Annotated in this window: 23 protein-coding genes; 11 read left to right on the top strand and 12 right to left on the bottom strand. The window is 72.9% G+C overall.

The genetic code is table 11. The features are described from left to right. Positions 1 to 133 precede the first annotated feature (133 nt). Positions 134 to 1318, bottom strand: coding sequence for an acyl-CoA dehydrogenase family protein (locus ABTZ17_RS26670; protein WP_352198262.1), 1185 nt, complete (start codon positions 1316 to 1318; stop codon positions 134 to 136). Between the two features lie 298 nt (positions 1319 to 1616). Here ABTZ17_RS26670 and ABTZ17_RS26665 point away from each other — a divergent pair, with 298 nt between their 5' ends. After that, on the top strand, positions 1617 to 3209 hold the full coding sequence (locus ABTZ17_RS26665; RefSeq protein WP_352198260.1) for a 4-hydroxyphenylacetate 3-hydroxylase family protein: 1593 nt from the start codon (positions 1617 to 1619) through the stop codon (positions 3207 to 3209). Between the two features lie 24 nt (positions 3210 to 3233). Here ABTZ17_RS26665 and ABTZ17_RS26660 read toward each other — a convergent pair whose 3' ends face one another. Genes ABTZ17_RS26660 through ABTZ17_RS26645 form a run of 4 tightly spaced genes read right to left on the bottom strand, consistent with a single transcriptional unit; the run spans position 3234 to position 5863 of the window. Then, complete coding sequence (locus ABTZ17_RS26660; protein WP_352198259.1) at positions 3234 to 3644, bottom strand: type II toxin-antitoxin system VapC family toxin; 411 nt, start codon at positions 3642 to 3644, stop codon at positions 3234 to 3236. Continuing rightward, positions 3641 to 3913, bottom strand: a complete 273-nt coding sequence (locus ABTZ17_RS26655) for a CopG family transcriptional regulator (protein WP_352198258.1) — start codon at positions 3911 to 3913, stop codon at positions 3641 to 3643. Before ABTZ17_RS26655 ends, ABTZ17_RS26660 begins: the two co-directional genes overlap by 4 nt. A gap of 48 nt (positions 3914 to 3961) precedes the next feature. Then, positions 3962 to 4312 (bottom strand): divalent-cation tolerance protein CutA, encoded by a 351-nt coding sequence (gene cutA, locus ABTZ17_RS26650; RefSeq protein ID WP_352198257.1) that lies wholly within the window; start codon positions 4310 to 4312, stop codon positions 3962 to 3964. 57 nt (positions 4313 to 4369) lie between these two features. Next, complete coding sequence (locus ABTZ17_RS26645; protein ID WP_352198256.1) at positions 4370 to 5863, bottom strand: multicopper oxidase family protein; 1494 nt, start codon at positions 5861 to 5863, stop codon at positions 4370 to 4372. Between the two features lie 357 nt (positions 5864 to 6220). Here ABTZ17_RS26645 and ABTZ17_RS26640 point away from each other — a divergent pair, with 357 nt between their 5' ends. After that, positions 6221 to 7051 (top strand): SAM-dependent methyltransferase, encoded by an 831-nt coding sequence (locus tag ABTZ17_RS26640; RefSeq protein ID WP_352198255.1) that lies wholly within the window; start codon positions 6221 to 6223, stop codon positions 7049 to 7051. Between the two features lie 139 nt (positions 7052 to 7190). Here ABTZ17_RS26640 and ABTZ17_RS26635 read toward each other — a convergent pair whose 3' ends face one another. The 4 genes from ABTZ17_RS26635 to ABTZ17_RS26620 all read right to left on the bottom strand — a co-directional run bounded on the left by ABTZ17_RS26635 (position 7191) and on the right by ABTZ17_RS26620 (position 12709). Beyond that, positions 7191 to 8882 (bottom strand): MFS transporter, encoded by a 1692-nt coding sequence (locus tag ABTZ17_RS26635; protein WP_352198254.1) that lies wholly within the window; start codon positions 8880 to 8882, stop codon positions 7191 to 7193. A gap of 136 nt (positions 8883 to 9018) precedes the next feature. Then, a complete protein-coding gene (locus tag ABTZ17_RS26630; protein ID WP_352198253.1) occupies positions 9019 to 9693 on the bottom strand; it encodes a DUF2306 domain-containing protein in 675 nt (224 codons plus the stop codon). Between the two features lie 143 nt (positions 9694 to 9836). Beyond that, a complete protein-coding gene (locus ABTZ17_RS26625; protein ID WP_352198252.1) occupies positions 9837 to 11078 on the bottom strand; it encodes an acyltransferase family protein in 1242 nt (413 codons plus the stop codon). Between the two features lie 269 nt (positions 11079 to 11347). Next, positions 11348 to 12709 carry an FAD-binding oxidoreductase gene (locus ABTZ17_RS26620; RefSeq protein WP_352198251.1) on the bottom strand — a complete coding sequence of 454 codons (1362 nt, stop codon included), beginning with the start codon at positions 12707 to 12709 and terminating at the stop codon, positions 11348 to 11350. 532 nt (positions 12710 to 13241) lie between these two features. Between ABTZ17_RS26620 and ABTZ17_RS26615 the strand changes: the two genes are divergently transcribed. Together ABTZ17_RS26615 and ABTZ17_RS26610 are read left to right on the top strand one after the other, a co-directional pair. Further along, positions 13242 to 14669: a nucleotide sugar dehydrogenase gene (locus ABTZ17_RS26615; protein WP_352198250.1), complete on the top strand. Its 1428-nt coding sequence runs from the start codon at positions 13242 to 13244 to the stop codon at positions 14667 to 14669. Positions 14670 to 14879: 210 nt separating this feature from the next. Continuing rightward, complete coding sequence (locus ABTZ17_RS26610; RefSeq protein ID WP_352198249.1) at positions 14880 to 15599, top strand: TylF/MycF/NovP-related O-methyltransferase; 720 nt, start codon at positions 14880 to 14882, stop codon at positions 15597 to 15599. Positions 15600 to 15727: 128 nt separating this feature from the next. Here ABTZ17_RS26610 and ABTZ17_RS26605 read toward each other — a convergent pair whose 3' ends face one another. Continuing rightward, on the bottom strand, positions 15728 to 16738 hold the full coding sequence (locus ABTZ17_RS26605; protein WP_352198248.1) for an NAD-dependent epimerase/dehydratase family protein: 1011 nt from the start codon (positions 16736 to 16738) through the stop codon (positions 15728 to 15730). Between the two features lie 215 nt (positions 16739 to 16953). Here ABTZ17_RS26605 and ABTZ17_RS26600 point away from each other — a divergent pair, with 215 nt between their 5' ends. The 7 genes from ABTZ17_RS26600 to ABTZ17_RS26570 all read left to right on the top strand — a co-directional run bounded on the left by ABTZ17_RS26600 (position 16954) and on the right by ABTZ17_RS26570 (position 25735). After that, positions 16954 to 18375: an NDP-hexose 2,3-dehydratase family protein gene (locus ABTZ17_RS26600; protein WP_352198247.1), complete on the top strand. Its 1422-nt coding sequence runs from the start codon at positions 16954 to 16956 to the stop codon at positions 18373 to 18375. Between the two features lie 76 nt (positions 18376 to 18451). Next, entirely contained in the window at positions 18452 to 19561 is a 1110-nt protein-coding gene (locus tag ABTZ17_RS26595) for a DegT/DnrJ/EryC1/StrS family aminotransferase (RefSeq protein WP_352198246.1), read from the top strand. Between the two features lie 12 nt (positions 19562 to 19573). Then, entirely contained in the window at positions 19574 to 20860 is a 1287-nt protein-coding gene (locus ABTZ17_RS26590) for a nucleotide disphospho-sugar-binding domain-containing protein (protein WP_352198245.1), read from the top strand. Between the two features lie 24 nt (positions 20861 to 20884). Next, entirely contained in the window at positions 20885 to 22123 is a 1239-nt protein-coding gene (locus tag ABTZ17_RS26585) for a class I SAM-dependent methyltransferase (protein ID WP_352198244.1), read from the top strand. A gap of 169 nt (positions 22124 to 22292) precedes the next feature. Continuing rightward, positions 22293 to 23519, top strand: a complete 1227-nt coding sequence (locus ABTZ17_RS26580; protein WP_352198243.1) for a methyltransferase domain-containing protein — start codon at positions 22293 to 22295, stop codon at positions 23517 to 23519. A 62-nt stretch (positions 23520 to 23581) separates the two neighbouring features. Then, the gene (gene rfbA / locus ABTZ17_RS26575) at positions 23582 to 24454 is read left to right on the top strand and encodes a glucose-1-phosphate thymidylyltransferase RfbA (protein WP_352198261.1); all 873 of its coding nucleotides are present in this window, start codon (positions 23582 to 23584) and stop codon (positions 24452 to 24454) included. Between the two features lie 210 nt (positions 24455 to 24664). Beyond that, positions 24665 to 25735: a DUF2855 family protein gene (locus ABTZ17_RS26570; protein WP_352198242.1), complete on the top strand. Its 1071-nt coding sequence runs from the start codon at positions 24665 to 24667 to the stop codon at positions 25733 to 25735. 37 nt (positions 25736 to 25772) lie between these two features. Here the strand turns inward: ABTZ17_RS26570 and ABTZ17_RS26565 are convergent, their stop codons facing one another. Next, on the bottom strand, positions 25773 to 26093 hold the full coding sequence (locus ABTZ17_RS26565) for a hypothetical protein (protein ID WP_352198241.1): 321 nt from the start codon (positions 26091 to 26093) through the stop codon (positions 25773 to 25775). Between the two features lie 155 nt (positions 26094 to 26248). Beyond that, on the bottom strand, positions 26249 to 26450 hold a 202-nt coding region (locus ABTZ17_RS26560), incomplete at its 5' end, for a hypothetical protein (protein ID WP_352198263.1).

Raw genomic sequence — 26450 nt, 5'->3', positions numbered from 1 at the left:
GTCTTTCGTGCCCCGGGTGGGTGTGGGGGGGGGGGGGGGGGGGGGGGGGGGGGGGGGGGGGGGCCCGGGGGGGGGGGGCCGCGGCCCGGGGTCCGTACGGCGGGCGCCCGCGGAGGGGCGGGGCCCGGACCGGTCAGACGTAGAGGGTGTTGGGCTCCAGGCCGCACAGGACGCGGCCGTAGAGCTCGTTGTTGGTGTCGGGGTGCATCAGGGCGTGCAGGTTGACGGCCTGGACGTCGCGGGCGATGCGCTGGAGCGGCACGTCGGAGTAGATGGAGGAGCCGCCGCCCGCGGTCTGGTAGATGTCCACGGCCTCCTTGGCGAGGCGGCAGACGGCGCCGAGGTCGGCGCGGGCCCGGACCCGCTCCGGGAGGGACCAGGGCTCGCCGGTGGCGGACTTGCCGTCCACGAGGGCGGCCAGCCGGTGGGCGTGGAACTCGGCCTGGTCGGTCTTGAGGGCCGCCTCGGCCACCTGGTGGTGGGTGAGGGGGGCCTCGGCCTGGGAGGCGTAGTCGGTGTACGTGATCTTCCGGTCGGGCAGCCGGCTGAAGAAGTTCTCCCCGGCGGCGCGGGCCAGGCCGAGGACGGCGCCGACGGAGGAGGCGGAGGCGACGGGCAGCAGCGGGGCGCGGTGGAGGGGGCTGTCGGCGTTGGCCTTGGAGGCCCCGCCGCCGCCCTGCACGATGACGGGCAGCGGAAGCACCCGGTCCGCGGGGACGAACAGGTTCTGGGCGACGGTGGTCACGCTGCCGGTGGCCTTGAGCCCGGAGGTGTGCCAGTCGTCGACGATCTGCAGGTCGCCGATCGGGACGAGCGCCATGACGGGCAGGGCCTGGCCGTCGGGGAGCGGCTGAATCGCCACGATGATCTGCCAGTGGGCGTGCAGGGCGCCGCTGATGAACTTCCACTGGCCGTTGACGACGATCCCGCCGTCGGTGGGGGCGGCCATGCCGCCGGGGCTCAGGGTGCCGCAGACGCGGACGTCGGGGGTGGTGAACACCTCGTCCTGGACGTGGTCGGGGAAGAGGCCCGCCATCCAGCCGGGGATCCAGTAGACGGAGGCGACCCAGGAGGTGGAGCCGTCGGCGCGGGCGATCTCGGCGGCGACGTCCACGAGGGTGCGGGTGTCGCTCTCGTAGCCGCCGTACCGCTTGGGCACGCGCAGCCGGAAGACGCCCGCGTCGGCGAGGGCCTCGACGGCCTCCTCGTGGATGCGCCGGTTCTCCTCCGCCCAGGCCGCGTGGCCCTGCAGCAGCGGAACCAGCTGGGAGACGCGCTCCACCAGCTGCTCGCGCGTCGGCACCTCGGTCGTCAGCACCATGTCCTCCTGGGAATCACGGAACAGCCCACATGTCGCTCCGACCGTTCCAGGAGCGGGCGCGGGGCCGCATCTTCCGGGTTGCCCGCAATCTCGGAGACGCCGCGGCGGGAGGGGCGCTGCCACGATGAGGAGCCGTGTCGGCGGCGCCGCCGCCGGTCCCGCGGGCGCGGACCCGGGATGCCCGGCGGGCCCGGGGGTTCGCGGGGGCGGGCCGGATCCGCCCGTACGGGCCCGGCCGGTGGAGCCGGCAGGCGCGCCCCGCCCGTTGAAGCCGGAAGAAGAGGGAAACCAGCCCATGGCCGAGCGTCAGGACCTCCCCGCCGACAGCGCCGGCACGGACGCCGTCACCGGTGTCGGTGCGGGTGCCGCTTCCGGTGCCGATCCCGGTGCCCCGCGGCGCGTCACCCGCCCGCAGACCGGCGCCGAGTACATCGAGAGCCTCAAGGACGGTCGGGAGATCTACCTGTACGGCGAGCGGGTCAAGGACGTCACCACGCACCCCGCCTTCCGCAATCCGATCCGGATGACGGCCCGTCTGTACGACGCGCTGCACGACCCGGCGCAGCGCGGCATCCTCACGAAGCCGACGGACACCGGCAGCGACGGCTACACCCACAGCTTCTTCACCACCCCGCGCAGCGCCGAGGACCTGGTCGCCGACCAGCGGGCCATCGCGGCCTGGGCGCGGATGACGTACGGGTGGATGGGCCGCAGCCCCGACTACAAGGGCTCCTTCCTGGGGACGCTGGGCGCGAACGCCGACTACTACGAGCCGTACTCGGACAACGCGCGCCGCTGGTACCGGGAGTCCCAGGAGAAGGTGCTCTTCTGGAACCACGCGATCGTGCACCCGCCGGTGGACCGGGACCGCGGCCCGGACGAGGTCGCGGACGTGTTCATACGGGTGGAGAAGGAGACCGACGCGGGGCTGATCGTGTCGGGGGCGAAGGTGGTGGCCACGGGCAGTGCCCTGGCGCAGTACAACTTCATCGCGCACTTCGGGCTGCCCATCAAGAAGAAGGAGTTCGCGCTGATCGCGACGGTGCCGATGGACGCGCCGGGCATGAAGCTGATCTGCCGGACCTCCTACACGGCGGCCACGGCGCAGGGCTCCCCCTTCGACTACCCGCTGTCCTCCCGGCTCGACGAGAACGACACCATCCTGGTCCTGGACAAGGTGCTGATCCCCTGGGAGAACGTCTTCGTCTACGGGCACCTCGGCAAGATCCAGATGTTCGCGGGCCGGTCCGGGTTCATGGAGCGGTTCACCTTCCACGGCTGCACGCGGCTGGCGGTGAAGCTGGAGTTCATCGCCGGGCTGCTGATCAAGGCCCTGGAGATCACCGGGACGAAGGACTTCCGCGGGGTGCAGTCCCGCATCGGGGAGGTGCTGGCCTGGCGGAACCTCTTCTGGGCGTTCTCCGACGCGGCCGCCCGCAATCCGGTGGAGTGGAAGAACGGCGCGGTGCTGCCGAACCCGCAGTACGGGATGGCGTACCGGTGGTTCATGCAGATCGGCTACCCGAGGATCCGGGAGATCATCCAGCAGGACGTGGCCAGCGGCCTGATCTACCTCAACTCCAGCGTGGAGGACTTCAAGAACCCCGACGTCCGCCCGTACCTGGACCGCTACCTGCGGGGCTCGGGCGGGGTCGAGGCGGTGGACCGGGTCAAGGTGATGAAGCTGTTGTGGGACGCGGTGGGCACCGAGTTCGGCGGCCGGCACGAGCTGTACGAGCGCAACTACGCGGGCAACCACGAGAACACCCGCGTGGAGCTGCTGATGTCCCAGACCACCAACGGCAGCGTGGACGCCTACAAGTCCTTCGTGGACACCTGCCTGAACGAATACGACCTGGACGGCTGGACGGTCCCGGACCTGTTCTGAGGGGTGGTGGGGTCGCCGGACCGCTCAGACCTTGAGGACGGCGGCCTTCCTGCCGCAGAGGGCGATCAGGTCCTCGGGGTCGGAGGTGAGGACGGTGACGGGGCCGGGGGCCTCCAGCGCGGTGGCGGCGACCATGGCGTCGATGGCGTACTTGTGCCCGTGCAGACCGGCCCCGGCCAGCAGGTCGGCGGCCCGGCGGGCGATGCTCTCCGTCACGGGCAGCACGGTCAGCCGGGACAGGGTCCATTCCAGGGCGGGGCGCCCGATCCTGGGGTGGATCACCTCCACGAGGGTGGCCGCGGAGGTGACGACCCGCATGTCCTCGGCCCGGGCCAGGGCGAGCCAGGCCGTGACCGCGCGGTCCCGGAGGACGGCCTTCGCGAGTCCTTCGCTGTCGAGCACGAGCGTTCCCGCGGAAGCGGCGGGGCGGGTCACGCGGCGTCGGCCTCGCCCGGCACCGGCACGCCCTGGGCGCGGCGGGCCTCGTGGAGCTGGTCGCGCAGCGCCCGCACCTCTTCCTCGCCGACCTGCCCGTGCTCGGCCTCGGCCGCCTCGATGAGCTCGTCGAGGGCGTCCCGCTCGATCTGGCGGGCCACCGCCGCGGCGACGTAGGCCGACAGGCCCGCGGCTCCGCCACGGCTGCGCGCCGCCTCCGCGATCTCCCGCGGCATGGTGATCGAGTACTTCCCGACGGTCTCTGCCATGCCCCGATCCTACCGCCGATCCCACCGCCCCGTCGGGCTTCCCCCGGGCTACGTCTCGGGGCGGGTTTCCCCGGTGGCCCAGGCGAGGTAGGCGGGGGAGGTGTCCGTGGTGGGGAGGACGAGCCACTGGGGGAGGTCGTAGGGGTGGTGGGCGTGGAGCCAGGTGCCCAGCTCCGCCACGCGGTCCTCGGGGGTCTTGAAGGAGATCCGCCACTCGGTGTCCGTGCGGACCTCGCCCTCCCAGCGGTAGACCGCCCGGATCGGCGCGTCGACGTGCGCGCAGGCCGCGAGCCGGGCCGCCACGGCGCCTCGGGCCAGCTCCAGTGCCGCCGCCTCGTCGTCGACCGTGGTCTGCGCGACCACCAGCCCTGCGCCCGTCCTCGTTCCTTCGTGCTGCATGGCCCGAGCCTAGGCCGTCCGGGCCGGGTGTCGGCCCGGCCCGGACGGTCCGGTGGGTCAGTCGGTGAGGAGGAGCTGGGACATCATGCCCGCCACGTTGTGTTCCTGCATGTGGCAGTGGAAGACGTACTTGCCGGGCCACCCCTTGAAGGTGGCCTGGATGCGCATGCGTTCGCCGGGGCGGACCAGCACGGTGTCCTTCCAGCCCTCCTCGCCGGGCAGCGGCGGGCGGCCGTCGCGGTCGAGGACGCGGAACTGGACCAGGTGCACGTGGAAGGTGTGGTCGATGCCGCCGAAGGGGGAGTCCACGGTGTCGGCGTTGTACAGCTCCCAGATCTCCGTGGTGCCGTCCTTGATGACGGCGTCGATCCGGTCCGGGTCCCATTCGAGGTCGTTGATGGCGTAGGCCATCATCGACGGGGCCACGGCCAGCTTCATGCGGCGGGTGGTGGTGGCCGCGGGCAGGGCCGGCAGCGGCCGCAACCGGGCGGGGACCCGGCTCGGGTCATGGGCGGCGCGGACCACGTCGAAGCGGAGCACCGGCCCGGTCGCGTCGGACAGCACCAGTTTGGCGCCCGGCTTGTGGCGGCCGAAGTCCACGACGATCTCGGCGCGTTCGGCGGGGGCCAGGGTCAGCTGGGTGCGCCGGACCGGCTCCGGCAGCAGGCCGCCGTCCGAGCCGATCTGGATCATCTCGGCCCCGCCCAGGTCCAGCTGGAAGATCTTGTGGATGGAGGAGTTGAGGAGCCGGAAACGGTACTTGCGGCCCGCGACGGGGAAGTACGGGACCGGTTTGCCGTTGGCGAGGAAGGTGGAGCGGGCCTCGGGGTGCTCCACGTCGAGGATCAGCCCGCCCGCCTCGTCGAAGTGGGCGTCCCGGAGCATGATCGGCACGTCGTAGGCGCCGCGGGGCAGGCCGAGGCGGTACTCGTCCTGGTCCCCCAGCAGGTAGAAGCCGTGCAGGCCCCGGTAGACGTGCTCGGCCTCCTGGTGGTGGGTGTGGTCGTGGTACCAGAGGGTGGCCCCGGGCTGGCTGTTCGGGTACTCGAAGGTCCGCGCGGCGCCGGGCGCGAACAGGTCCATGGGGTAGCCGTCGTGTTCGGGGCGGACGTGCGCCCCGTGCAGGTGGACGTTGACGGCCTTGTCGAGCCGGTTGACGTACTTGACCCGGACCGCGCGGCCGCGGCGGGCACGGATCGTGGGGCCGACGAAGCTGCCGCCGTAGGTGACGGCCGGGGTCGACGTGCCGGGCAGGATCCCCACGGAGGCGTTGCGGACGGCTATCTCGTACACGTCGGCGCGGGCCGTCCGGGACACCGGCCGCGCCACCCGCGGCACCGGCATCCGTACGGAGAACGGCACGGCCGCCTTCCGTGGCGAGGCCATGGCCGCCTTGCCCATCCGGAGGATGTGCTCGGAGCCGGCGAACGGTCCCGCCGCCGCCCCGCCGGGGGCCCCGGCTCCTTTCAGCGCCACACTGACCGGCCAGGCCAGCGCACCGCCGGCCGCCACCACACCGCCGAGCCCCAGTACCGCACGTCGATTGACCATGTGAATCCTTCTCGGTCCCGCGGAGGCACCCGCACGGCGCCCGCCCCCGCCCCCCGGCCCCCGGCCGCGCACCGGGGGAGAGCGTTCCGATCCTGGCACCGGCCCCCGCGGCCCCTCTTCTTCGAGCGTGCGGTCCTGGGTTCGGCCGGATCCCGACCCCCGACCGCACGGCCGTCCGACGGGATCCGGCCGATCGCGCCCGACCTGCCGGTTTCCGGTGCGGGCGGGCCGGTCGCGGGAGCCCGGTCCGGGCGCCGCACTGAGCATTCCGGGAGATGCGGGGTTCCGCGGGCCCGGATCAGGATGGGCCGTCGTGCCGCTCGGACGGCGTGTGGCGCCTGGACGGGAGTGACGGGTATGGAAACGACGACGGCGAGCCCCGCGGACATCGGCGCGCACTACGACGCACGCGCCCCCATCGCCGACGAACTCCGCGGCGGCCAACTGCACATGTGGTACTGGTACGACCTCGACGACGAGGCCCCGCTGCCGGAGGCCGTGCACCGGATCACCCGCAAGGTGACCGACCTGCTGGGGCTGCGGCCCGGCGAGCGGCTGCTGGACGCCGGCTGCGGCTCGGGCGAGACCTCGCTGTTCCTGGCCCGCCGGCACGGGGTGCGGGTGACGGGGGTGACGGTCAGCGACTACGAACTGACCTCGGCCCGTCGTCGGGCCCGGACCTCGGGCCTGGAGCAGCAGGCGGAGTTCCGGTACGGGGACTACATGGCGCTGCCGTTCCCGGACGGTTCCTTCGACGCGGTGCTGGCCCTGGAGTCCCTGCAGAACGCCCCGCGGCTGCCGCAGGTGATGCGGGAGCTGTTCCGGGTGCTGCGGCCGGGGGGCCGGATCGTGTTCTCCGACTTCAGCCTGGAGAACCTGGGCACCGAGCCGGAGCGGGTCGAGACCTTCATGAACACCCTGAAGCTGCCGCAGTTGCCCACCCTGCCGGAGTGGCTGGAGCACACCCGGGCCGCCGGTTTCGAGGTGGAGGAGTACACCCAGTGCGGGCCGCGGGTGTTCGGGATGAAGGGCAAGTACCTGAAGGCGGCGATGGAGCGCCGGGAGGAGGTCGCGGGCAAGTTCGGCGAGGAGGACGTCACCGAGTTCTCGCGGCTGCACCGCGGTTTCTTCGCCCCGCGCAAGGACCAGATCGGGTACGCGATCGTCTGCGGCCGCAAGCCCCGCTGACCACCGCCCGGCCGGCCGGCGCCGGCGGGCGGATCGCGCTCCCTCGAACGGCTCAGGCCCCGTCCCCCCGGTTCCTTCGGGGGACGGGGCCTGTCCTATGGGCACCCGCGCGGCGGGTGCGGTGCGGACGGCGGCCGGCTCAGGTCCTGACCGGGTCGTGGGAGTCCTCGGACTCCCGTGCGTCCCGTGAGGGCTGGGCGGGGATGCCGGCGGCGGAGGCCGCGGCGGCCGCCCCGTCGGTGTCGCCCGCGTCGCCGCCCTCGCCGGATCCGGTGCCCGCTTCCGCGGCCGCGGCGGCCTCCTCCGGCTTCGGGTGCGGCGGCATGTGCCGGAACCAGTGCCAGGCCAGGGCGGCCAGGCCGAGGAAGAAGACCGCGGCGAGGACGCCGACCAGGTTGAGCCCGGCGGTGAAGGCCTCGCGGGCCGAGGTGACCAGCTCGTTCGCGGCCGGACCCTTGAGGTCGGCGGCCACCGCCATGGCGTTGGCGATGGACTCCTTGGCCGCCTGCGCGGCTTCGGCCGGCACCTCGGAGGGCACCGAGATCTTGGAGGCGTACACGGCGGTGCCGATGCTGCCGAGGATGGCGATGCCCGCGGCCACGCCGAACTCGCCGCTGGTCTCGGACAGGGCGGAGGCCGAACCGGTGCGCTCCGGCGGGGCCGCGGCGAGGACGAGTCCGTAGCCGAGGGCCACGGTCGGCCCGAGGCCGCCGTTGACGAGGATCGCGCCGATGACCACCAGGAGCGTGCTGTCGGTGCTGTCCACCTGCGAGAGGAGGACGTACCCGAGGGCGGAGGCCAGCAGGCCGACGCCCATGAGGGCGGCGGGGCGGACCTTGGTGGCCAGGGCCGTGGACAGGGAGATGGCGACGAGCACGCCGACCGCGCTCGGCGCGAGCAGCAGGCCGGTCTTCCAGGGGGAGAGCCCCTCGACCATCTGGAGCTGGAGGTTGACCAGCAGCAGGGCGCCGCCGGTGACGGTGCCGACCAGCAGACCGAGGAGCAGGGCCCCGCGGTAGTCGCGGATCTTGAACAGGCCGAGGTCCAGCAGCGGGTCGGCGAGCTGGCCCTGACGGCGGACGAAGAGGTAGCCGAAGGCGAAGCTGGCCAGGACCGCGACGATGGCCAACGGCTCGGTCTCGCGGGCCAGTTCCTTGATGCCGTAGATGAAGGGCAGGATCGTCAGCAGGGACAGGGCCACGCTGAGCGGGTCGAGGCGACCCGCCTCGCCGTTCTTGTACTCGGGCAGCAGGATCGGCCCGGCGATGAGCAGCAGCACCATGACGGGCACGGCCATCAGCAGGACGGAGCCCCACCAGAACCAGGACAGCATCATGCCGCCGAGGATCGGGCCGAAGACGCCGCCGCCGACGAAGCAGCTGGTCCAGACGGCGACGGCCTTGCCGCGCTGGGCCGGGTGCTTGAACATGTTGGTGATCAGCGCGAGCGTCGAGGGGGCCAGGGTGGCGCCCGCGATGCCGAGCAGGGCCCGGGCGGCGATCAGCATCTCGGCGGTGTGGGCGTAGGCGGCCAGCGCGGAGGCGACGCCGAAGGCGGCCGCACCGATCAGGAGCAGTTTGCGGCGGCCGATGCGGTCGCCGAGGGTGCCCATGGTGACGAGGAATCCGGCGAGCATGAATCCGTAGATGTCGAGGATCCACAGCTGCTGCGTGCTGCCCGGCTGGAGGTCCTCGGCGAGGTGCGGGAGCGCCAGGTACAGCACGGACAGGTCAACCGACAGCAGGAACGCCGGCAGGACCAGGACCAGCAGGCCCAGCCACTCCCGGCGGCCCGCCTTGGCGGTCGGGTCGTTCTCGGTGCTCGGGTTCATCGAGCATCCTTCCTTCATGGTTCAGGCGCATCCGCGCAGGGACAGCGAGATGGATGTGCCGGTGCGCTCTCGGGACCGGAGGGGGGCGGGAAGTGCGGGGCACCCCCGGGTACCGCCTCCGGTCCCGGGTCCCCGGTCAGAGCACCGGCCTACCGGCCGTGCGGTTGAGCCACCACTGGACGAGCATCAGGTTGATCACCCAGCCGATCCAGCGGGCGGCTTCGAGGTAGTAGTTGGGATCGATCGAGAGTTCGAGCTTGGTGCCTATGAGCACGAGCGACGAACCCCAGAAGTTGTTCATCACCATTGCGAAGGCGTACAGCATGAACTTCCGGTGCTCGGCGTAGCGCCGCTGCCGGATCTTGACGTAGCCGATGACGGTGAAGGCGAGCCACAGCATCGTGGCCACGGCGACGCCGAGCTTGCCCACGGGGGGCGCGAACGGCACGATCACCAGACCGAGGACGCCCGCCACCACGGTGGTGAGGACGTAGACCCGGCCGCCCCAGCGGTGGACCGCCGGGAACCGCCGCCGCAGCCATCCCCACACCTGGAAGACCGAGGTCAGCAGGGCGACGGTGGCGAACGCGATGTGCGTCATGAGCAGCGGGTAGTACGCCGAGAACCCCTCGTGCGGCATGAGCGGGGCCGTGGACTCGTCGAGGTACGGCCGCGCCGTGTACACGATGTAGCTCACGGACAGCACGAACAGCGGCAGGATCCAGGGCCGCCGCCACCAACTGCGGGCGGCGGCCACTGCCGCTCCTGCCGGTCTCGCCGGGGCGTGGGGTCGTTCCAGGTTCTGGACCACGGTCGATCCTTCGTTGTCTGGCGGGTCCGCGGATCTCGCCGCCGTGGGCCCCGCAGCCTGATGGAGCTGGTGGTGTGAGGGGCCCTGCCGACGTCGCCGTGGACTTCAGCAGCGTCACACCGGCGAATTCGGAAGGGCAACTCTCAGATTGCGGTGCTGCGTCCGGCCGTCGCCGGGGTGCGCGGGGCCTCGTCGGCGGGGCCGTCCGCGGGAGCGGGGACGGCGGTCGGGGCGGTGGCGGAAACCGTGCGCCGGGCCTTCGGCTTGGCCCCGAACCGGCGCATCATCGGCTGTTCCAGAAGGTTGAACATCAGCCAGGACAGGCCCACCGCCACGGCGAACAGCAGCGCGATGACCGCGAACCCGTACGCGGTGCCGCCGGGGGTGGTGCCGGTGCCCAGCCAGTGCGCGCCGAAGACGAGCACCTGCATGTGGACCAGGTAGAAGGCGTACGAGAGGTTGCCGAGGTACACCATCGGGCGGCTGGACAGCAGGGTGGTCCGCTCGCGGTGCAGGTCGGAGACGGCGCCCGCGGCGATCAGCAGGGCCATCGGGACGGCCATCACGGCGACCATCCGGAAGTGCGGGGGGAAGTGCGGGCCGAGGGCGTACAGGGCCACGGTGACGGCGGCCGCCCCGCCGAAGCTCACCGGGACCCGACGGCCGGTCAGGACGATCCGGGCGAGCAGGATGCCGGTGACGAACTCCAGCATGCGCACCGGCGGGAAGTGGAAGAGCAGCCAGAACTCCTTCTGGGTCAGCTCCAGGAAGGGGATGACCTCGCCGCCGCCCGCGAACCGGTGCACGCCCACCGGCACGACGAGGGTGATGACGGCCAGCATCCCGGCGGTCCAGGCCCACAGCCGCTCGGGGCGGATCCGGGAGATGAGCCGGTACAGCACCGGGAAGGAGGCGTAGAAGAGCAGCTCGGCCGAGAGCGACCAGGAGACCGAGTTGAAGCCGATGCGGATGTTCAGGTCCGGGGACCACGCCTGGAGGAGCAGGACGTTGAACACCGCGGCGGTGCCGTCGAACACGGCGCCGAGGACGGTGGCGCCGAGGATCGCGGTGACGCCGAACATGAGCAGGTGGTTGGGGAAGACCCGGACCAGGCGGCGGCGCCAGAACGTGAGGGTGCTGTCCCCGGGGCGGGAGACCCACGTGAGCACGAAGCCGCTGAGCATGAAGAAGAAGCTCATGCCGGCCCAGCCGCCCATGGTGACCAGGTCGAGGAGGTTCTTGCCGACCTGGGGCGAGGTGAACAGCACGTAGCCCGTCGCGTGGAACAGGAAGATCGTGACGGCGACGAAGAACCGCAGGCTCGTCAGCGAGGGGAGCAGGTTCGGTTTGACGGCGAGGCCGTCCCGGGTCGTCGTTGTGGTCAAGGCACACCTTCTCGGATGGCAGGGCAGCCGGATGCCACGGCTGGAATTCGCCGTCGGACGGGGCGAATGTGGCAGTCGGCCGGTCCCGTACGCACCTTCGAAAGTGCGGGCTTGTCGGGGCGGTCCGGGAACTCCCCGGGGTCCTCCGCCGTTGGCCGGAACATTTCGGGGCACACCCACGACGAAGGACGCGGCCGCCGCCCCGGTGGGGGCGACGACCGCGTCCTGGGTCGTACGGGTGCCGCGGGGCCCGGAGGCCGCCGGGCGGGCTACTCTGCGGGCGGGATGTTGTTGTTCACGCGGAACACGTTCTGCGGGTCGTACTGGCGCTTGACGGCGCGCAGCCGGTCCCAGGTGGCGTCCGGGTACGCCTCGCGGATGCGCTCCTCGCTGTCGTCGGCGAGGAAGTTGGCGTAGACGCCGGGGGCGCCCTTCTGGAGCTCCTTGGTGAGGCGGTCCACGAAGGCGAGGTGGGTGGGTTCCTCGGCCGGGTCGCCGTAGATCGCGGCCAGGTTGACCATGATCGGACGGGTCCGGTGGGCGAAGGCCGTGTCGGTGGTGGAGCGGGCCAGGGCGCCGCCGAGGACGCGGATCTGCACGGCCGTCATCATGGCCGTGGACTCCTTGATCCGGTCCAGGACCAGGGTGGCGGTGTCCTGGTCGAAGGCGTCCACGAAGAGGTTGCGGGCCGCGGCCACCGGGTGGTGGTCGGGGTCCTCCGGCGGGTAGACGGCCGGGTACGGCATCGGGGCGATCATGTCGGCGTACGGGGTGGCCAGCGCCCGGAAGGGCGCGAGGGCCGCGTCGGCGGGCTCGCCCTCGCCGGCGAAGACCATCATCGCCATGACGACCAGGCCGGCCTGGGCCTCTTCGGGGACGAAGGGCAGCACGGCACCGGGCATGACGTTGATGATGCTGGTCAGCTCGTCGGGGGCGTCGCGGAGCAGGTCCACGAAGGAGGCCAGCACCTCGGGGGTGCCGGGCAAGACGAGGAGGCCGCCGGTGACGGTGGTCAGCTCGTGGAGGCGGAACTGCATGCGGGTCAGCACGCCGAAGTTGCCGCCGCCGCCGCGGACCGCCCAGAACAGCTCGGGCTCGTTGTCGGCGTCGATGCGGCGGACGGTGCCGTCGGCGGTGACGATGTCGGCGGCGAGCAGGTCGTCCACGGTCAGGCCGTGCTTGCGGGCCAGGTAGCCGATGCCGCCACCGGTGGTGAGGCCGCCGAGGCCGACGCTGCCGGTGTCGCCGAAGCCGGTGACGAGGCCGTGCTCGTGGGCGGCGGTGGTGTACTCGCCCGCGGTGAGGCCGGCGTCCGCCCAGGCGGTGCGGCTCTCGGTGTCGATCTCCAGCTCGCGGAGGCTGGACATGTCCAGGACGATGCCGCCGTCGGTCAGACAGAAGACGCTGTGGCCGCCGCCCTTGATGGCGAGGGGCACCCCGCTCTGCGCGGCGAGCAGGACCACCTGCGAGACGTCGTCGCTGTTGGCGGGCTGCACGATGGCGGCCGGCCGCTGGTCCATTCCGCCCAGGTAGACCACGCGGGCCTCGTCGTAGCCCTCGTCCCCGGGAAGTAGCACCTTGCCCTTGACCGAGTCGCGCAGCTGCGCGACCGGCACGGTCTGCTCCGTCATGGAAGATCTCCTCAATGTCATGCGGTGTGACCAGGGCGCGTACGGCCCGGTACGGATAAGTCGCCGAGGCCGGCGCGGGGCCGGAGGGTCGCGACGGGGATCCGGCGGCTGGGCCGGGGCGGACGAGGCGGTGATGCCGGGTGCGGTTCGACGGTGGCGGACACGTCGGGCTGTGGGTGTGGTGCAGGCATCAGGAGGCTCTCATGCGGGGTCGCGCGGCTGCTGACATTCTCTTCGGGAGGTGCCGCGGGCCGCATCTTCGAAATTGCGCAGAGGGGCCCGTGGTACGCCGGGTGCGGCTGCGCCGGTCCTCCCTCCACCGTAGGCCGTGCAAAGCGCTCGTCCCACTCCGGTCGTGCCCGGTGCAAGGGGCCGCAAAGGAATCGCAAACCAGGAGATGCCCGGACCCGGGCATACCGGTGAGGATCCGGTGCCTGGGTCCCTTCCCCGGACTCTCCGCCCGCCCGCGGCGACGGCGGGGGCGCGGGGGCGGGCCCCGGGACCGCGACCTCTCGGCGATTGGACTCTCGCGATGCGCTTTCTTCCCGGATCCGGCCGCCCGACGGTGGCGGTCGTGGGCTTCGGCTACGTCGGTTCCTGCGTGGCGGGCACCCTGGCGGACCGCGGGCTCGACGTCATCGGCATCGACTCCGACCAACGGCTGGTGGAGGAACTGGACCGGCGGGAGTGCCGGTTCAACGAGGAGGGCCTGGCGCGGCTGCTGTTCGCCGGCCTGGACGCGGGCCGCCTGCGGGTCACCACCGACCTCGCGGAGGCGGCCCGCGCCGACGTCGTCCTGATCACCGTGGGCACCCCCGTGCGTGACGACGGTTCCCTGGCGGACGCCCAACTGCGCGGCGCGGCCCGGGACCTGGCCCCGCACCTGCGGGCCGGTCAGCTGGTGGTGCTGAAGTCCACGGTGCCGCCGGGCACCACCCGGGACCTGCTCCGGCCGCTGCTGGAGGCGGGCGGGCTGGTGGCGGGCGAGGACTTCGGGCTGGCCTTCAGCCCGGAACGGCTGGCCGAGGGCACCGCCCTGCGGGAGCTGCGGACCTTCCCCATCGTGACGGGCGGGCTGACCGCGGACTGCGCGGAGTCGGCGGCCGGGCTGTGGCGGGAGGCGCTGGGGGTGGAGGTGCTGCCGATGGACACCCTGGAGGCCGCCGAGATCGTGAAGCTCGCCGACAACTGGTGGATCGACCTGAACATCGCCCTCTCCAACGAACTGGCCAAGCTGTGCGGGGTGTACGGGGCGGACGTGCTCGACGTGATCGCCGCGGCGAACACCATCCCCAAGGGCACCGGCAACGTGAACATCCTGCTGCCGAGCGTCGGCGTGGGCGGTTCCTGCCTCACCAAGGACCCGTGGATGGTGTGGCGGACGGCCCGCGAGCACGGGCTGCGCTTCCAGACCGCGCCGGCCGGCCGGCAGGTCAACGCCGGGATGCCCGGGTACACGGCCTCCCTGGTGCTCGCCGAGCTGGCGGCGCAGGGCAAGGACCCGGCGGAATCGGTGGTGGCGGTGCTCGGACTGGCCTTCAAGAACGACACCGGCGACCTGCGGGCCACGCCGGTGGCAGGGGTGGTCGAGGCGCTGCGGGCCGCCGGGGTGACGGTGCGCCTGCACGACCCGCTGGTGGACGCGGGGGCCGCGGCCGGACTGTTCGGGCAGCTGCCCGAGCCCTCCGTGGAGGAGGCGGTGCGCGGGGCCGACGCGGTGGCCGTGCTGGCCCTGCACCGGGACTTCCGCGGCATCGACTTCGCCGCCCTGCCGGTGGCCTCGGGCTGCGTGCTGCTGGACGGGCGGGCCTACTACCCGAAGGAGAAGATCGCCGAGCTGCGGGCCGCCGGGTACGTCTACCGGGGCATCGGTCGGGGCCCGGCCGCCGCGAAGGACCCGGCGGCGGTGCGCGCGGTGCCCTCGGTGCCGCGCAGCGTCCGCCTGCTGGAGGCCGGCTGAGGGCGGGCCCGGGCCGTGGACCGGCCCCGGGCCGGCCCTCCCCGTCCGGGCCCCGCGCGGGGGTGCCCCCTTGCGGGGCGGCCCCCGTCCGCGCTACCGCTGGACCGCCCTCCCCCGCACCGCCCGTACGACCGCAGCGGCCGTCGAAGGCCCGTTGCGCCCCCCGTCGTGTCGGCCTGGCCGCGGGCCCGGCCGGAGAGGAGCGTCCCCGTGACCGCCTGGTACGAGACCCAGCGCTTCCAGCGCAAGCTGCGCCGTTTCGGCGCGGAGCAGGATCCCGCCGAGCGGGCCGCCGACCGGGAGCGGCACCGCCGGTTCAGCCCGTACACCCTGCTCACCGAGGACCTGTTCTGCGACAACCTGGCCCTGGTCCGGGAGCGGCTGCGGGACCTGGAGGGGGCCGTGGTGGAGTGCGGCACCTGGAAGGGCGGGGTGGCCGCGGCCATGGTGGAGGTGGGCGGCCCGGACCGGGAGTACCACTTCTACGACTCCTTCGAGGGGCTGCCGCCCGCCACCGCCACCGACGGGGAGGACGCCCTGACCTGGCAGTCGCGGACGGACGACCCGCTGTACTTCGACAACCTGCGCACCGACGCCGAGTCCTTCCGCAAGCTGCTCGCGGAGCTGCCGGTGCCCGCGCCGCGGACGCACGTCCACGAGGGCTGGTTCGCCGACACCGTCCCGTCGTACGCGGGCGGTCCGATCGCGGTGCTGCGCCTGGACGGGGACTGGTACGACTCGACGACGGAGTGCCTGGAGCACCTGTATCCGAAGGTGCGGGCCGACGGGATCGTCATCCTCGACGACTACGACGCCTGGGACGGCTGCAGCCGGGCCGTGCACGACTACCTGTCGCGGACGGACTCCACGGCGCGGATCCGGCGCTACGGGGAGACCGGGGTGGCCTTGATCCACAAGATCGACGACTGATCGGTCTCCCGTAGGGACGACCGACGGGAAGGGCGGGCCGCCTCACCGGGACCGCCGTTCCGCCGCGGGCCCTCGGCGGAACGGCAGCCCGGGTCAAGCGGCCCGCCCCTCCCGGTGTCGCGGGCCCGTCAGGCGGCCGCCCCGCCGTCGCGCGGGGCGGCGCCGCTCTCGGGCTGCGCCAGCCACCACGGGTTGGCGCGGGCCCAGTCGAGGGTGCGTTCCAGGCCCTCGCGCAGGCCGGTCTCGGCCTTCCAGCCCAGCACCTGCCCGATCTTGGTGGTGTCGGGGACCCGGCGCAGCAGGTCCTGGTAGCGGGCGCCGAGGTGTTCGTCGGTCTCCAGCGGCACCGTGGTGCCGATGCCGGTGAGTTCCGCGATCAGGGCGCCGACCTCGGAGACGGTGGTCTCGGTGCCGCTGCCGACGTTGAAGCACTCGCCGAGGGCCCGGTCGTCGGAGGCGGCGGTGACGGTGGCGGCGACGGCGTCCGCCACGTAGGTGAAGCAGCGGGTCTGTCCGCCCCGGTCGTAGACCACCGGCGGCAGGCCGTTGAGGGCGCGGTGCACGCTGCGGCTGACCACGAAGGCGGGGCGCTGGCGGGGTCCGTACACGTTGAAATAACGGACGATCGACATGCGCAGGTCCCGCTCGCGGGCGTAGCCGAAGGCGAGGTGTTCGCCGATGGCCTTGCTGGAGGAGTAGGACCAGCGGTCGACGGCGGTGCCGCCGAGGACGCGGTCGTCGTCCTCGCGCCAGGGTACGGCCGGGTTCTTCCCGAAGACCTCGCTGGTGCTGGCCAGGAGCACGCGGGCGCCGGTGCGGGAGGCGGCTTCGAGGACGTTGCGGGTGCCGAGGACGTTGATGTCGATCACGTCGAGGGGGCGGTCCAGGTAGCGGTCCACACCGACCACGGCGGCCAGGTGGTAGACGGTGTCGTGGCCCTCGCGGAGCAGTCGGGCGACGGCCTCCGGGTCGCGGATGTCGCCGTCGACGTAACGGACGTCCGCTGTGCCGGCGGCCCGCTGGTCGGCGGGGGGCGTGCCGCCGTCGAGGACGGTGACCTCCTTGCCGCGGCGGACCAGTTCGTCGACCAGATGGCTGCCCAGGAAGCCGCACCCGCCGGTGACCAGCACCCGTGCCATGCCCCACCCCCGCACTCCCGGCCGGTCCGTCACCGGCCCCGTGGTTCAACTGTTCGGGAGCGGGCGGGCGGGGCGCATCTCCTGCTTTGCCCTGTACCCGGCACGTCGGTCGAGGGCGCGCGGTGTCCCGCGCACGCCCCGCAATCCTGAAGATGCTCAGGAAAATGGGCTCATACGACGATGGGCGCAGCATGCGACCCACAGGAGCCCTCCCGATGTCTGCGCACCTCCCCGCATCTGCGCACCTCGCCTCCCGCGTCGCCCTCTCGGCGGCCACGCCGCTGTCCCGGACCGGTCCCCGCGTCGACGATTGGCTGGCCGCGAAGCGGCGCCGGCCCTTCGGCGCGGAGCTGATCCCGTTGACCGGACCGGACGGCCTGACCGGACCGGACGGCTGGTCCTTCGCCCCGGACACCGGGGACCTGACGCACGCCACCGGCCGCTTCTTCAGCGTGCGGGGCCTGCACGTGCGGACGGACGCCGGTCCGCTGCCGGAGTGGTGGCAGCCGGTGCTGGTGCAGCGGGACACCGCGATCCTGGGGATCGTCGCGAAGGAGTTCGACGGGGTCCTGCACTTCCTGCTCCAGGCGAAGTTCGAGCCGGGCAACGCCGGGCTGGTCCAGCTCTCCCCCACCGTGCAGGCCACCTCCAGCAACTACACGCGGGTGCACCGGGGCGGCCGCACCCCGTACGTGGAGTTCTTCACGGAGCCGGGGCGGGGCCGGGTGCTGGTGGACGTCCTCCAGTCCGAGCAGGGCGCCTGGTTCCACCTCAAGCGGAACCGCAACATCGTGGTCGAGGCGACCGGGGAGGTCCCCGAGCACGAGGACTTCCACTGGCTGACCCTCGGTCAGATCCGGCGGCTGCTGCGGCTGCGCAGCGTGATCAACATGGACGCCCGGACGGTGCTGGGCTGTCTGCCCTTCGGCGGTCCCGGCACCGGCGAGGACACCGACACGGCGGGCCCGTACGGGGCGGAGCCGGCCGGGCTGCACTCCATGACCGAGGTGCTGAGCTGGTTCACCGGCCGCAAGAGCGCCCACGAGCTGGACGCCCGGCTGGTGCCGCTGCGCTCCCTGCCCGGCTGGGAACTGCGCGAGGGGCGGATCCGGCCGGCGGACGAGAAGGCCGCCCCCTACGGGCCGTTCTCCATCACCGGGATCCGGGTGCGCGCCGAGACCCGCGAGGTGCACCGCTGGGCGCAGCCGCTGCTGGCCCCGCACGGGCTCGGGCTGGCCGGGCTGTTGGTCCGGAGGATCGGCGGGGTGCCGCACGCCCTGGTGCGCGCCGAGGTGCTGCCGGGCCACCGGGACACCGTGGAACTGGGCCCGACGGTGCGGAGCTGGACGGAGGCGGACGGCACCCTGCCGGCGCACGCGCCCCGCCCCGAGTTCCTGGACCTGCTGCTGTCCGCCCGGGCCGGGGTCCGCTACGACGCGGTGCAGTCCGAGGAGGGCGGCCGCTTCCACCACGCCGAGACCCGCTACCTGGTGGTGGAGGCCGGCGAGGAGCTCCCGCTCGCGGTCCCCCCGGAGTTCGCCTGGCTGTCCCGGGCGCAGCTCGCCGCGCTCCAGCGGTACGGCTACCACCTCGGCATCGAGGCCCGCACCCTCCTGCTCTGCCTGAACACCCTCTGACCAGCGGCGCTCCGGGCCGCTGCGGCCCGCCGGCGACCGGCACACGACCACCCTGCGACCAGCGGAAGGACCGGCGATGGCCATTCACGTATGGGACTACCTCAAGGAGTACGAGGCCGAGCGCGAGGACATCCTCGACGCGGTGGACTCCGTCTTCCGGTCCGGCAAGCTCGTCTTCGGCGAGAGCGTGGGCCGCTTCGAGGAGGAGTACGCGGCCTACCACGGGGTCCGTCACTGCGTGGGCGTGGACAACGGCACCAACGCCGTGAAGCTGGCCCTCCAGGCCGTCGGGGTGAAGCCGGGCGACGAGGTCGTCACGGTCTCCAACACCGCGGCCCCCACCGTCCTGGCCATCGACGGCTGCGGCGCCACCCCGGTGTTCACGGACATCGACCCGGTGACGTACCTGATGGACACCGCGCAGGTCGCGGAGAAGATCACCGAGCGGACCAGGGCCATCATCCCGGTGCACCTGTACGGGCAGTGCGTGGACCTCGCCCCGCTCCAGGAGCTCGCCGACCGGCACGGGCTGAAGATCGTGGAGGACTGCGCGCAGGCCCACGGCTCCCGTCGGAACGGCGTGCTCGCCGGGACCACCGGCGACGCGGGCGCGTTCTCCTTCTACCCGACGAAGGTCCTCGGCGCGTACGGCGACGCCGGCGCGGTCATCACGGACCACCCGACCACCGACGAGGACCTGCGGCGGCTCCGCTACTACGGCATGGAGGACCGCTACTACGTGGAGCGGACCCCCGGCCACAACGCCCGCCTCGACACCGTCCACGCCGAGATCCTGCGCCGCAAGCTGCGCCGTCTCGACGGCTACATCGAGGCCCGCCGGGCGGTGGCCCGCCGCTACGAGGAGGGACTGGAGGGCACCGGGCTGGTGCTGCCCGCCACGGCCCCCGGCAACGAGCACGTCTACTACGTGTACGTGGTCCGCCACCCCGACCGGGACGCGATCCTCGCGGCGCTCCGCGAGTTCGGCTTCGAGTTCAACATCAGCTACCAGTGGCCCGTCCACACCATGAACGGGTTCTCCCACCTCGGCCTGGGCCCCGGCGACCTGCCCGTCACCGAAGCCGCCGCCGACGAGATCTTCTCCCTGCCCATGTACCCGTCGCTGCCCGAGGACCTTCAGGAGAAGGTCATCACGGCGCTTCGCGGCATCCTCGCCCGCGGCTGACGGAGGTCTGCCATGCGTGTCCTGTTCGTCACCAACCCCTTCCGGGCCCACCTGTACGTGCAGGTGCCCCTGGCCTGGGCCCTGCGCACCGCCGGTCACGAGGTGGTCGTCGCCGGGCCCCCCGACCTGGCCGACGCCATCGCCCGCACCGGGCTGCCGGGGATCGCCGTCGGCGATCCGCTGAACCTGGAGGCGATGCTCGCCGCCGGCCCGCCGCCGGACGACCCGACCTGCGACCCGCGCGGCACGAGCACCGGCCGCTCCGTGCAGGAGGACTACTGCTGGGGCGACGCCCTCACCGAGATCCAGGACCTCACCGGGGGCGTCCGGCAGGTCTTCTTCCCCGAGCGGACCTTCGAGGACCTGATCGGCTTCGCCCGGCAGTGGCGCCCCGACCTGGTCATCTCGGATCCGACGGCCTTCCCCGGCACCGTCGCCGCGAAGGTGGTGGGCGCCGCGCACGCCCGGATGACCCTCAACGTCGACCGCACCGCGCAGCTGCGGGCCGCCCTCCGGGAGCGGTTCGCGGCGGGCACCCCCGACCCGATGCGGGACTGGCTGGAGCCGATCCTGGCCCGGCACGGGGTGGAGTTCGACGAGTCGGCGGTCCTGGGCCAGTGGACGGTGAACCCGGTGCCCGGCTGGATCGGGCAGACCCCGGGCGTCCACTACCTCCCGATGCGGGCGGTCCCCTTCAACGGACCGGCGAGCACGCCCCGTTGGGTGTACGAGCCCCCGACGCGGCCCCGGGTGGTCATCACCCAGGGCATCTCGCACCGGGACGCCTCCGTCTCCGGGGTCTCCTCCGCCGTGCGGAACCTCTTCGAGGCCGTGGAGGGCCTGGACGCCGAGGTCGTCGCCACCCTCGACGCGAAGCAGCTGGACGGGGCGACCGTCCCCGACAACGTCCGCACCGTGGACTTCGTGCCCTTCACCTCGCTGCTGCCGGGCGGCTGCGCCGCCATCGTCCACGAGGGCGGGGTCGGCAGCTTCGCGACCGCCCTGGAGAACGCCGTACCGCAGGTGATCGTCCCCAACGACTTCCGGTCCGAGAAGTGGTGGGGGCCGGTCGCCATCGGCACCGGCCTGGAGGCCCGGGGCGCGGGCGTGTACGCCGCGAACTCCTCCACGCTCACCCCGGCCGTGCTCCACGACGGCCTCAAGCGGATCCTCGACGACCCCTCCTACGCGGCGAACGCGGCACGGCTGCGTTCCGAGGTCCGGGCCATGCCCAGCCCCAACGAGCTGGTCCCCGCCCTGGAGAGGCTCACCGCCGAGCACCGCACCGCCCGCCCCTGACGAGTGGAAGGCCACCGGAGCACCATGGACATCATCGAGTGCACCCGTTGCCGCATCTGCGGCAACCGCGAGCTGCTGCCCGTACTGGACCTGGGCACCCAGGCCCTGACCGGGATCTTCCCGCACCCCGACGAGGTGGTGCCCACCGCCCCGCTGGAGGTGCTCAAGTGCTCCCCGGCGGGCTGCGGGCTGGTCCAGCTGCGGCACACCGCGGACCTGTCGCTCATGTACGGCGACCGCTACGGCTACCGCTCCAGCATCCGCCCCTTCATGATCGGCCACCTGCACGGGAAGACGGCCCGGCTGTCCGGGCTGGTCTCCCTGGCGGCCGGGGACGTGGTCGTGGACATCGGCGCCAACGACTCCACCCTGCTCCAGGGCTACCGGGTGCCGGGCCTGACCCGGGTGGGCATCGACCCCACCGGCGAGAAGTGGCGCTCCTACTACCCCGAGGACATCGACCTCATCCCGGACTTCTTCTCCCGTGAGGTGTACGCGGAGCGCTTCGGCGACCGGAAGGCGAAGGTCGTCACCTCCATCGCGATGTTCTACGACCTGCCCGACCCGACGGCCTTCATGGCCGACATCCACGCCATCCTCACCGACGACGGGGTGTGGATGGTCGAGATGAGCGACCTCGGTTCGATGATCGAGGGCCTGGCCTACGACGCGGTCTGCCAGGAACACCTGGAGTACTACTCCTTCGCGCAGATCGAGTGGATGGCCGAGCGGGTCGGCTTCACCGTCACCTCCGCCGAGGTCACCGACGTCAACGGCGGCAGCCTCTGCCTGACCCTGGTGAAGGACCCGTCGAAGCACACCGTGGACACGGCCTCCGTGGAGCGGATCCGGCGGCGCGAGGCCCGGCTGGGGCTCGCCGACCCCGCCACCTACGAGCGGTTCGCCCGCCGCGTCACCGAGCACCGCGACGAACTCCGCGGCTTCCTCGACGACTCGAAGGCCGCCGGGAAGCTGACCCTCGGGTACGGGGCCTCCACCAAGGGCAACGTGGTGCTCCAGTACTGCGGGATCACCACCGCCGACCTGCCCTGCATCGGGGAGGTCAGCGCCGAGAAGCACGGCAACGTCACCCCCGGCACCCGCATCCCGATCGTCTCCGAGGAAGCCGCCAAGGCGCAGCGCCCCGACCAGCTGCTGGTGCTGCCCTGGGGCCACCGCAAGGGCTTCCTGGAGCGGGAGCAGGAGTACCGGGCGGGCGGCGGGAAGCTGGTGTTCCCGCTGCCCGTCATCGAGGCGGTCTGACCGCGGGGCCGCGCCCGCCCGACCCCGCCGACCCCTCCGGTCGCGGGGTCCCGGGGGCGCGGCCCGGTCCCGGTCCCCGGCCGCCCGGCCGGGGACCTGCCCGATCAGGACGGGGCCGCGGGCCCCGGTACCCGGCCGCGGCCGCGGCCGTGAGGAAGGCGGAACGACCGTGAACGGATGCCGGATCTGCGGGGGCCGCGTCGAGGAGTTCCTCGACCTGGGGCCCCAGCCGCTGCCCGACGCGTTCCTGCTGCCCGAGGAGCTCGGCGAGGAGTACTTCCACCGGCTCGCGGTGGGCCGCTGCACCGGCTGCACCGTGGTGCAGCTGACCGGGGAGGTGCCGCGGGAGCGGGTCTTCCACCACGACTACGCCTACCGCTCCGCGCAGTCCGGGGCGATGCGCGAGCACTTCGCGCGGACCGCGCTGGGCTTCGCCGACACCGAACTGGCCGGGCGCGCGGACCCGTTCTTCGTGGAGATCGGCTGCAACGACGGCACCCTGCTGCGGAACGTGGCCGCGGCCGGCATCCGCCACCTGGGCTTCGAGCCCTCCGGCGGGGCCGCCGCCCTGGCCCGCTCCCAGGGCGCCCGGGTCCGGGAGGACTTCTTCGAGGCGGCCACCGCCGCCGCGGTCCGCGAGGAGGAGGGCCCGGCGCACGTCGTCTACTCCTCCGACACCATCAGCCAGATCCCGTACACGGCCTCCCTGCTGGCCGGGGTGGACGCGCTGCTCGACCCCGACGGGGTGTTCGTCTTCGACGACCCCTACCTCCGCGACATGATCGAGAAGACCTCCTTCGACCAGATCTGCAACGAGCGGTTCTACCTGTTCTCGGTGCGCTCGGTCACGGCGATGGCCGAGCGGTACGGGTTCGAGCTGGTGGACGCGGTACGGCTGCCCGGCTACGGCGGCGGCATGCGGTACGTGCTGGCCCGCGCCGGAGCCCGTACCCCCTCCCCCGAGGTGGCCCGGCTGCGCGCCGAGGAGGAGGAGCTGCGGCTCACCGAACCGGAGACCCTGCGCGCCTTCGCGGCCTCGGTGCTGCGGATCCGGGACGAGCTGACGGCGCTGCTGCGCCGGCTGCGCGCGGAGGGCCGCAGCGTGGCCGGGTACGGGGCCACCGCGAAGAGCGCCACCGTCACCAACCTCTGCGGGATCGGTCCCGAGCTGGTCCCGTACGTCTGCGACACCACCCCCGGCAAGCAGGGCCGGCTCAGCCCCGGCGTGCACATCCCGGTGGTGCCGCCGGAGACCTTCACCGCCGACTACCCCGAGTACGCCCTCCTCTTCGCGTGGAGCCACGCCGAGGAGATCATCGCCAAGGAGCAGGGCTTCCGGGCGGCGGGCGGCAAGTGGATCGTGTACGTGCCGGAAGTGCGGGTGTTGGAGTCATGACCGCCGTCATGGAAGGGCCCCCCGCGGGGGCCGCGGGCCCGGCCGGGGGCGGCTCCCGGACGATGAAGGGCATCGTGCTGGCCGGGGGCAGCGGCTCCCGGCTGTTCCCGCTGACGCTGGCCACGTCCAAGCAGCTGCTGCCGGTCTACAACAAGCCGATGCTGTACTACCCGCTGTCCACGCTGATGCTGGCCGGGATCCGCGACATCCTCGTCATCTCGACCCCCTCTGCCTCCCCGGTGATGCGGGACCTCCTGGGCGACGGCGCCCCCCTCGGCCTCAACCTGAGCCACGCCGTGCAGCCCGAACCCCGCGGCATCCCCGAGGCCTTCCTGATCGGCGACCGGCACATCGGCACCGACGACGCCGCCCTGGTCCTCGGCGACAACCTCTTCCACGGCGCCGGGTTCGGGCAGCTGCTGCGCCGCGCCCGGGCGCAGCTCGACGGGGCCGTGCTGTTCGGGTACCCGGTGGCCGATCCGGAGCGGTACGGGGTCGGCGAGACCGACGCGGCGGGCCGGTTGGTGTCCATCGAGGAGAAGCCGCTGCGGCCGCGCTCCGACAAGGCCATCACCGGGCTGTACTTCTACGGGAACGACGTGCTGGACCTGGTCCGGGACCTGGCCCCGTCCCCGCGCGGGGAGCTGGAGATCACCGACGTCAACCGCGCCTACCTGCGGCAGGGCCGGGTCCGGCTGGCCGACCTGGGGCCCGGCTTCACGTGGTTCGACTGCGGCACCCACGATTCGCTGCTGGCGGCCGGCCACTACGTGCAGACGGTGGAGAAGTACGAGGGCGAGCGGGTCGCCTGCCTGGAGGAGATCGCGCTCCGGATGGGCTTCATCGACGCGGCCGCCTGCTACCGGCTGGGCGAGGGCATGCGCCAGTCCACGTACGGGCGGCACCTGACGGAGATCGCGTACGCGTACAGCTGAGGCGGGGCGGGCGGGGTGGCCCGGGTGGGGGAGCGCACGGGAGGAGATGCGGGGCGGGTGACGGCCGCCGGACCATGTCCCGGTGGCCGCCCCGGCCCGGCGGTACCCCCGCGGACTGCACGGAGCCCGCGGGCAGGCACGGACGGGTACGGGCGCGGGTCGGCAGGCACCGTCGGTACGCAGAGTCGGAACACAGAGGGGGACACGGCCGTGGCCGATCTGGAGAGCTGGGACCTGGTGGTCCGGCGGGACGACCTCGACGCCGCGGAGATCCGGCCCGCCCGGCCGGCCGCGCTGCGCGAGGGCGAGGTCCGGCTGACCGCGGAGAAGTTCGCACTGACCGCGATCACCGCCACCTACTCCCGGCTCGGCGAGTCCGACCTGCCGTTCTTCGAGGCGTTCGCCGCGCCCGAGGGGCACGGCCGGGTCCCGACCTGGGGCTACGCCCGCGTCACCGAGTCCCGGCACCCCGGGGTCGCCGTAGGCACCCGCTACTACGGCTTCCTGCCGCTGTCCTCGGAGGTGGTGCTGACCGCCTCGCCCACCGAGCGCGGCTTCGCCGACACCGCCCCCGAGCGGGACTACTTGCACCCCTGGTACCGCGAGTACCTGCCCGCCGGCGAACCCGACGCCTTCGACGACCACCGGCTGCTGCTGCGCCCCCTGTACCCGGCCTCCTTCAACCTCGCCGAGCACCTGGGCGCCTCCGACACCCCGCGGACGGTGCTGATCACCAGCGCCTCCAGCAAGACGGCCCTGGCCCTGGCCGGGCTGGTCCGCGACCGCGCCGACCTCACCACGGTCGGCGTGACCTCGGCCGCGCACCTGGAGTTCGTCCGGGCCCGCGGCCTCTACGACCGGGTCCTCACCTACGAGGACCTGCCGACGGCCACGCTCGGCGGACCGGTGGTCCTGGTGGACTTCACCGGCCAGGCCGCCCGCCTGTTCACGCTGTACGAGCACTTCCAGCCGGTGCTGGAGGACGCCCTCCTCGTCGGCTACACCCACCCGGGCGCCGAGATCGAGCCCCCCGACGCCCTCACCGACCCGGTGCCGTGGATCTTCTTCACCCCGACCCAGGAGGGGCTGCTCATCGGCAAGGAGGGCGAGGAGTCCTACCGGGCCCGCTACGCCGCCTCCGAGGAGTCCTTCGTCCGCTCCACCCCCGCCTGGTTGGACGTCGTCCACGCGTCCGGCCCGGAGGCGCTCCTCACGGCGTACCGGGCCCTCATGTCGAACGCGCTCCCGCCCCACACGGGGACGGTCCTCACCCCGCGCTGAGTCGCGGGCTCCGGTCGCGGGCCCGCGGCTGTCGGGCTCAGTGCTCCGTGCGCAGCACGCCGAGCCGGTCCTTGTAGAAGGGACCGGCGAAGGCCGAAGCCGTGTGCTCCGAGGGCGCGTTGACCTCGATGAACCGGTGCGCCCGCGCCTTGGCCTCGGCGGCCCAGGCCAGGGCGTGCTGCTGCGCGGACCGGCCGCACTCCTCGGGCTCCCCGGGCAGGCACAGCGGCAACGCCTCCCCGAGCCCGTTCGCGGCGAGCCGGATCCGCCCGGCCAACACCGCCCACTCCCCCTCGCTCCGCCGCACGGCGGGCTCCCCCGTGGACCAGAGGGTCAGCTCGTCACCGTGCGCGTCCATCGGGCTTCCTTCCGCCGGGGCTTCCATCGGCCGGTGATGCTAACCGCCCCGAATGACACCCAGGGGCCCCGATTACCGAAGGATGCCGAGCAGAAGCCCCCCGAGCACGGCTCCCACACTCCCCACGCACCACACGACCTCCACCACCCACCGCCTCACCGGACCCCGGCCCCCTCCCGCCCGAGCCCGCCCCTCCCCACCGTGCCGGGGCCGGTGGCCGGGTCGGGCCCGGACCCCGGAACGGGGCCGTCGGCCGGGGCCGGGTCGGTGGTGGCGGCGGCCGCGTCGATCTCGTCGGCGAAGTCGATGGTGCCGATGACGGAGGACCGCTTGGCCGGGTCGGTGACGAACGGCGAG

The organism is Streptomyces sp. NPDC097619 (assembly GCF_040302735.1).
Taxonomy (GTDB): domain Bacteria; phylum Actinomycetota; class Actinomycetes; order Streptomycetales; family Streptomycetaceae; genus Streptomyces.
This window is presented reverse-complemented; position numbering and strand designations above follow the sequence as displayed.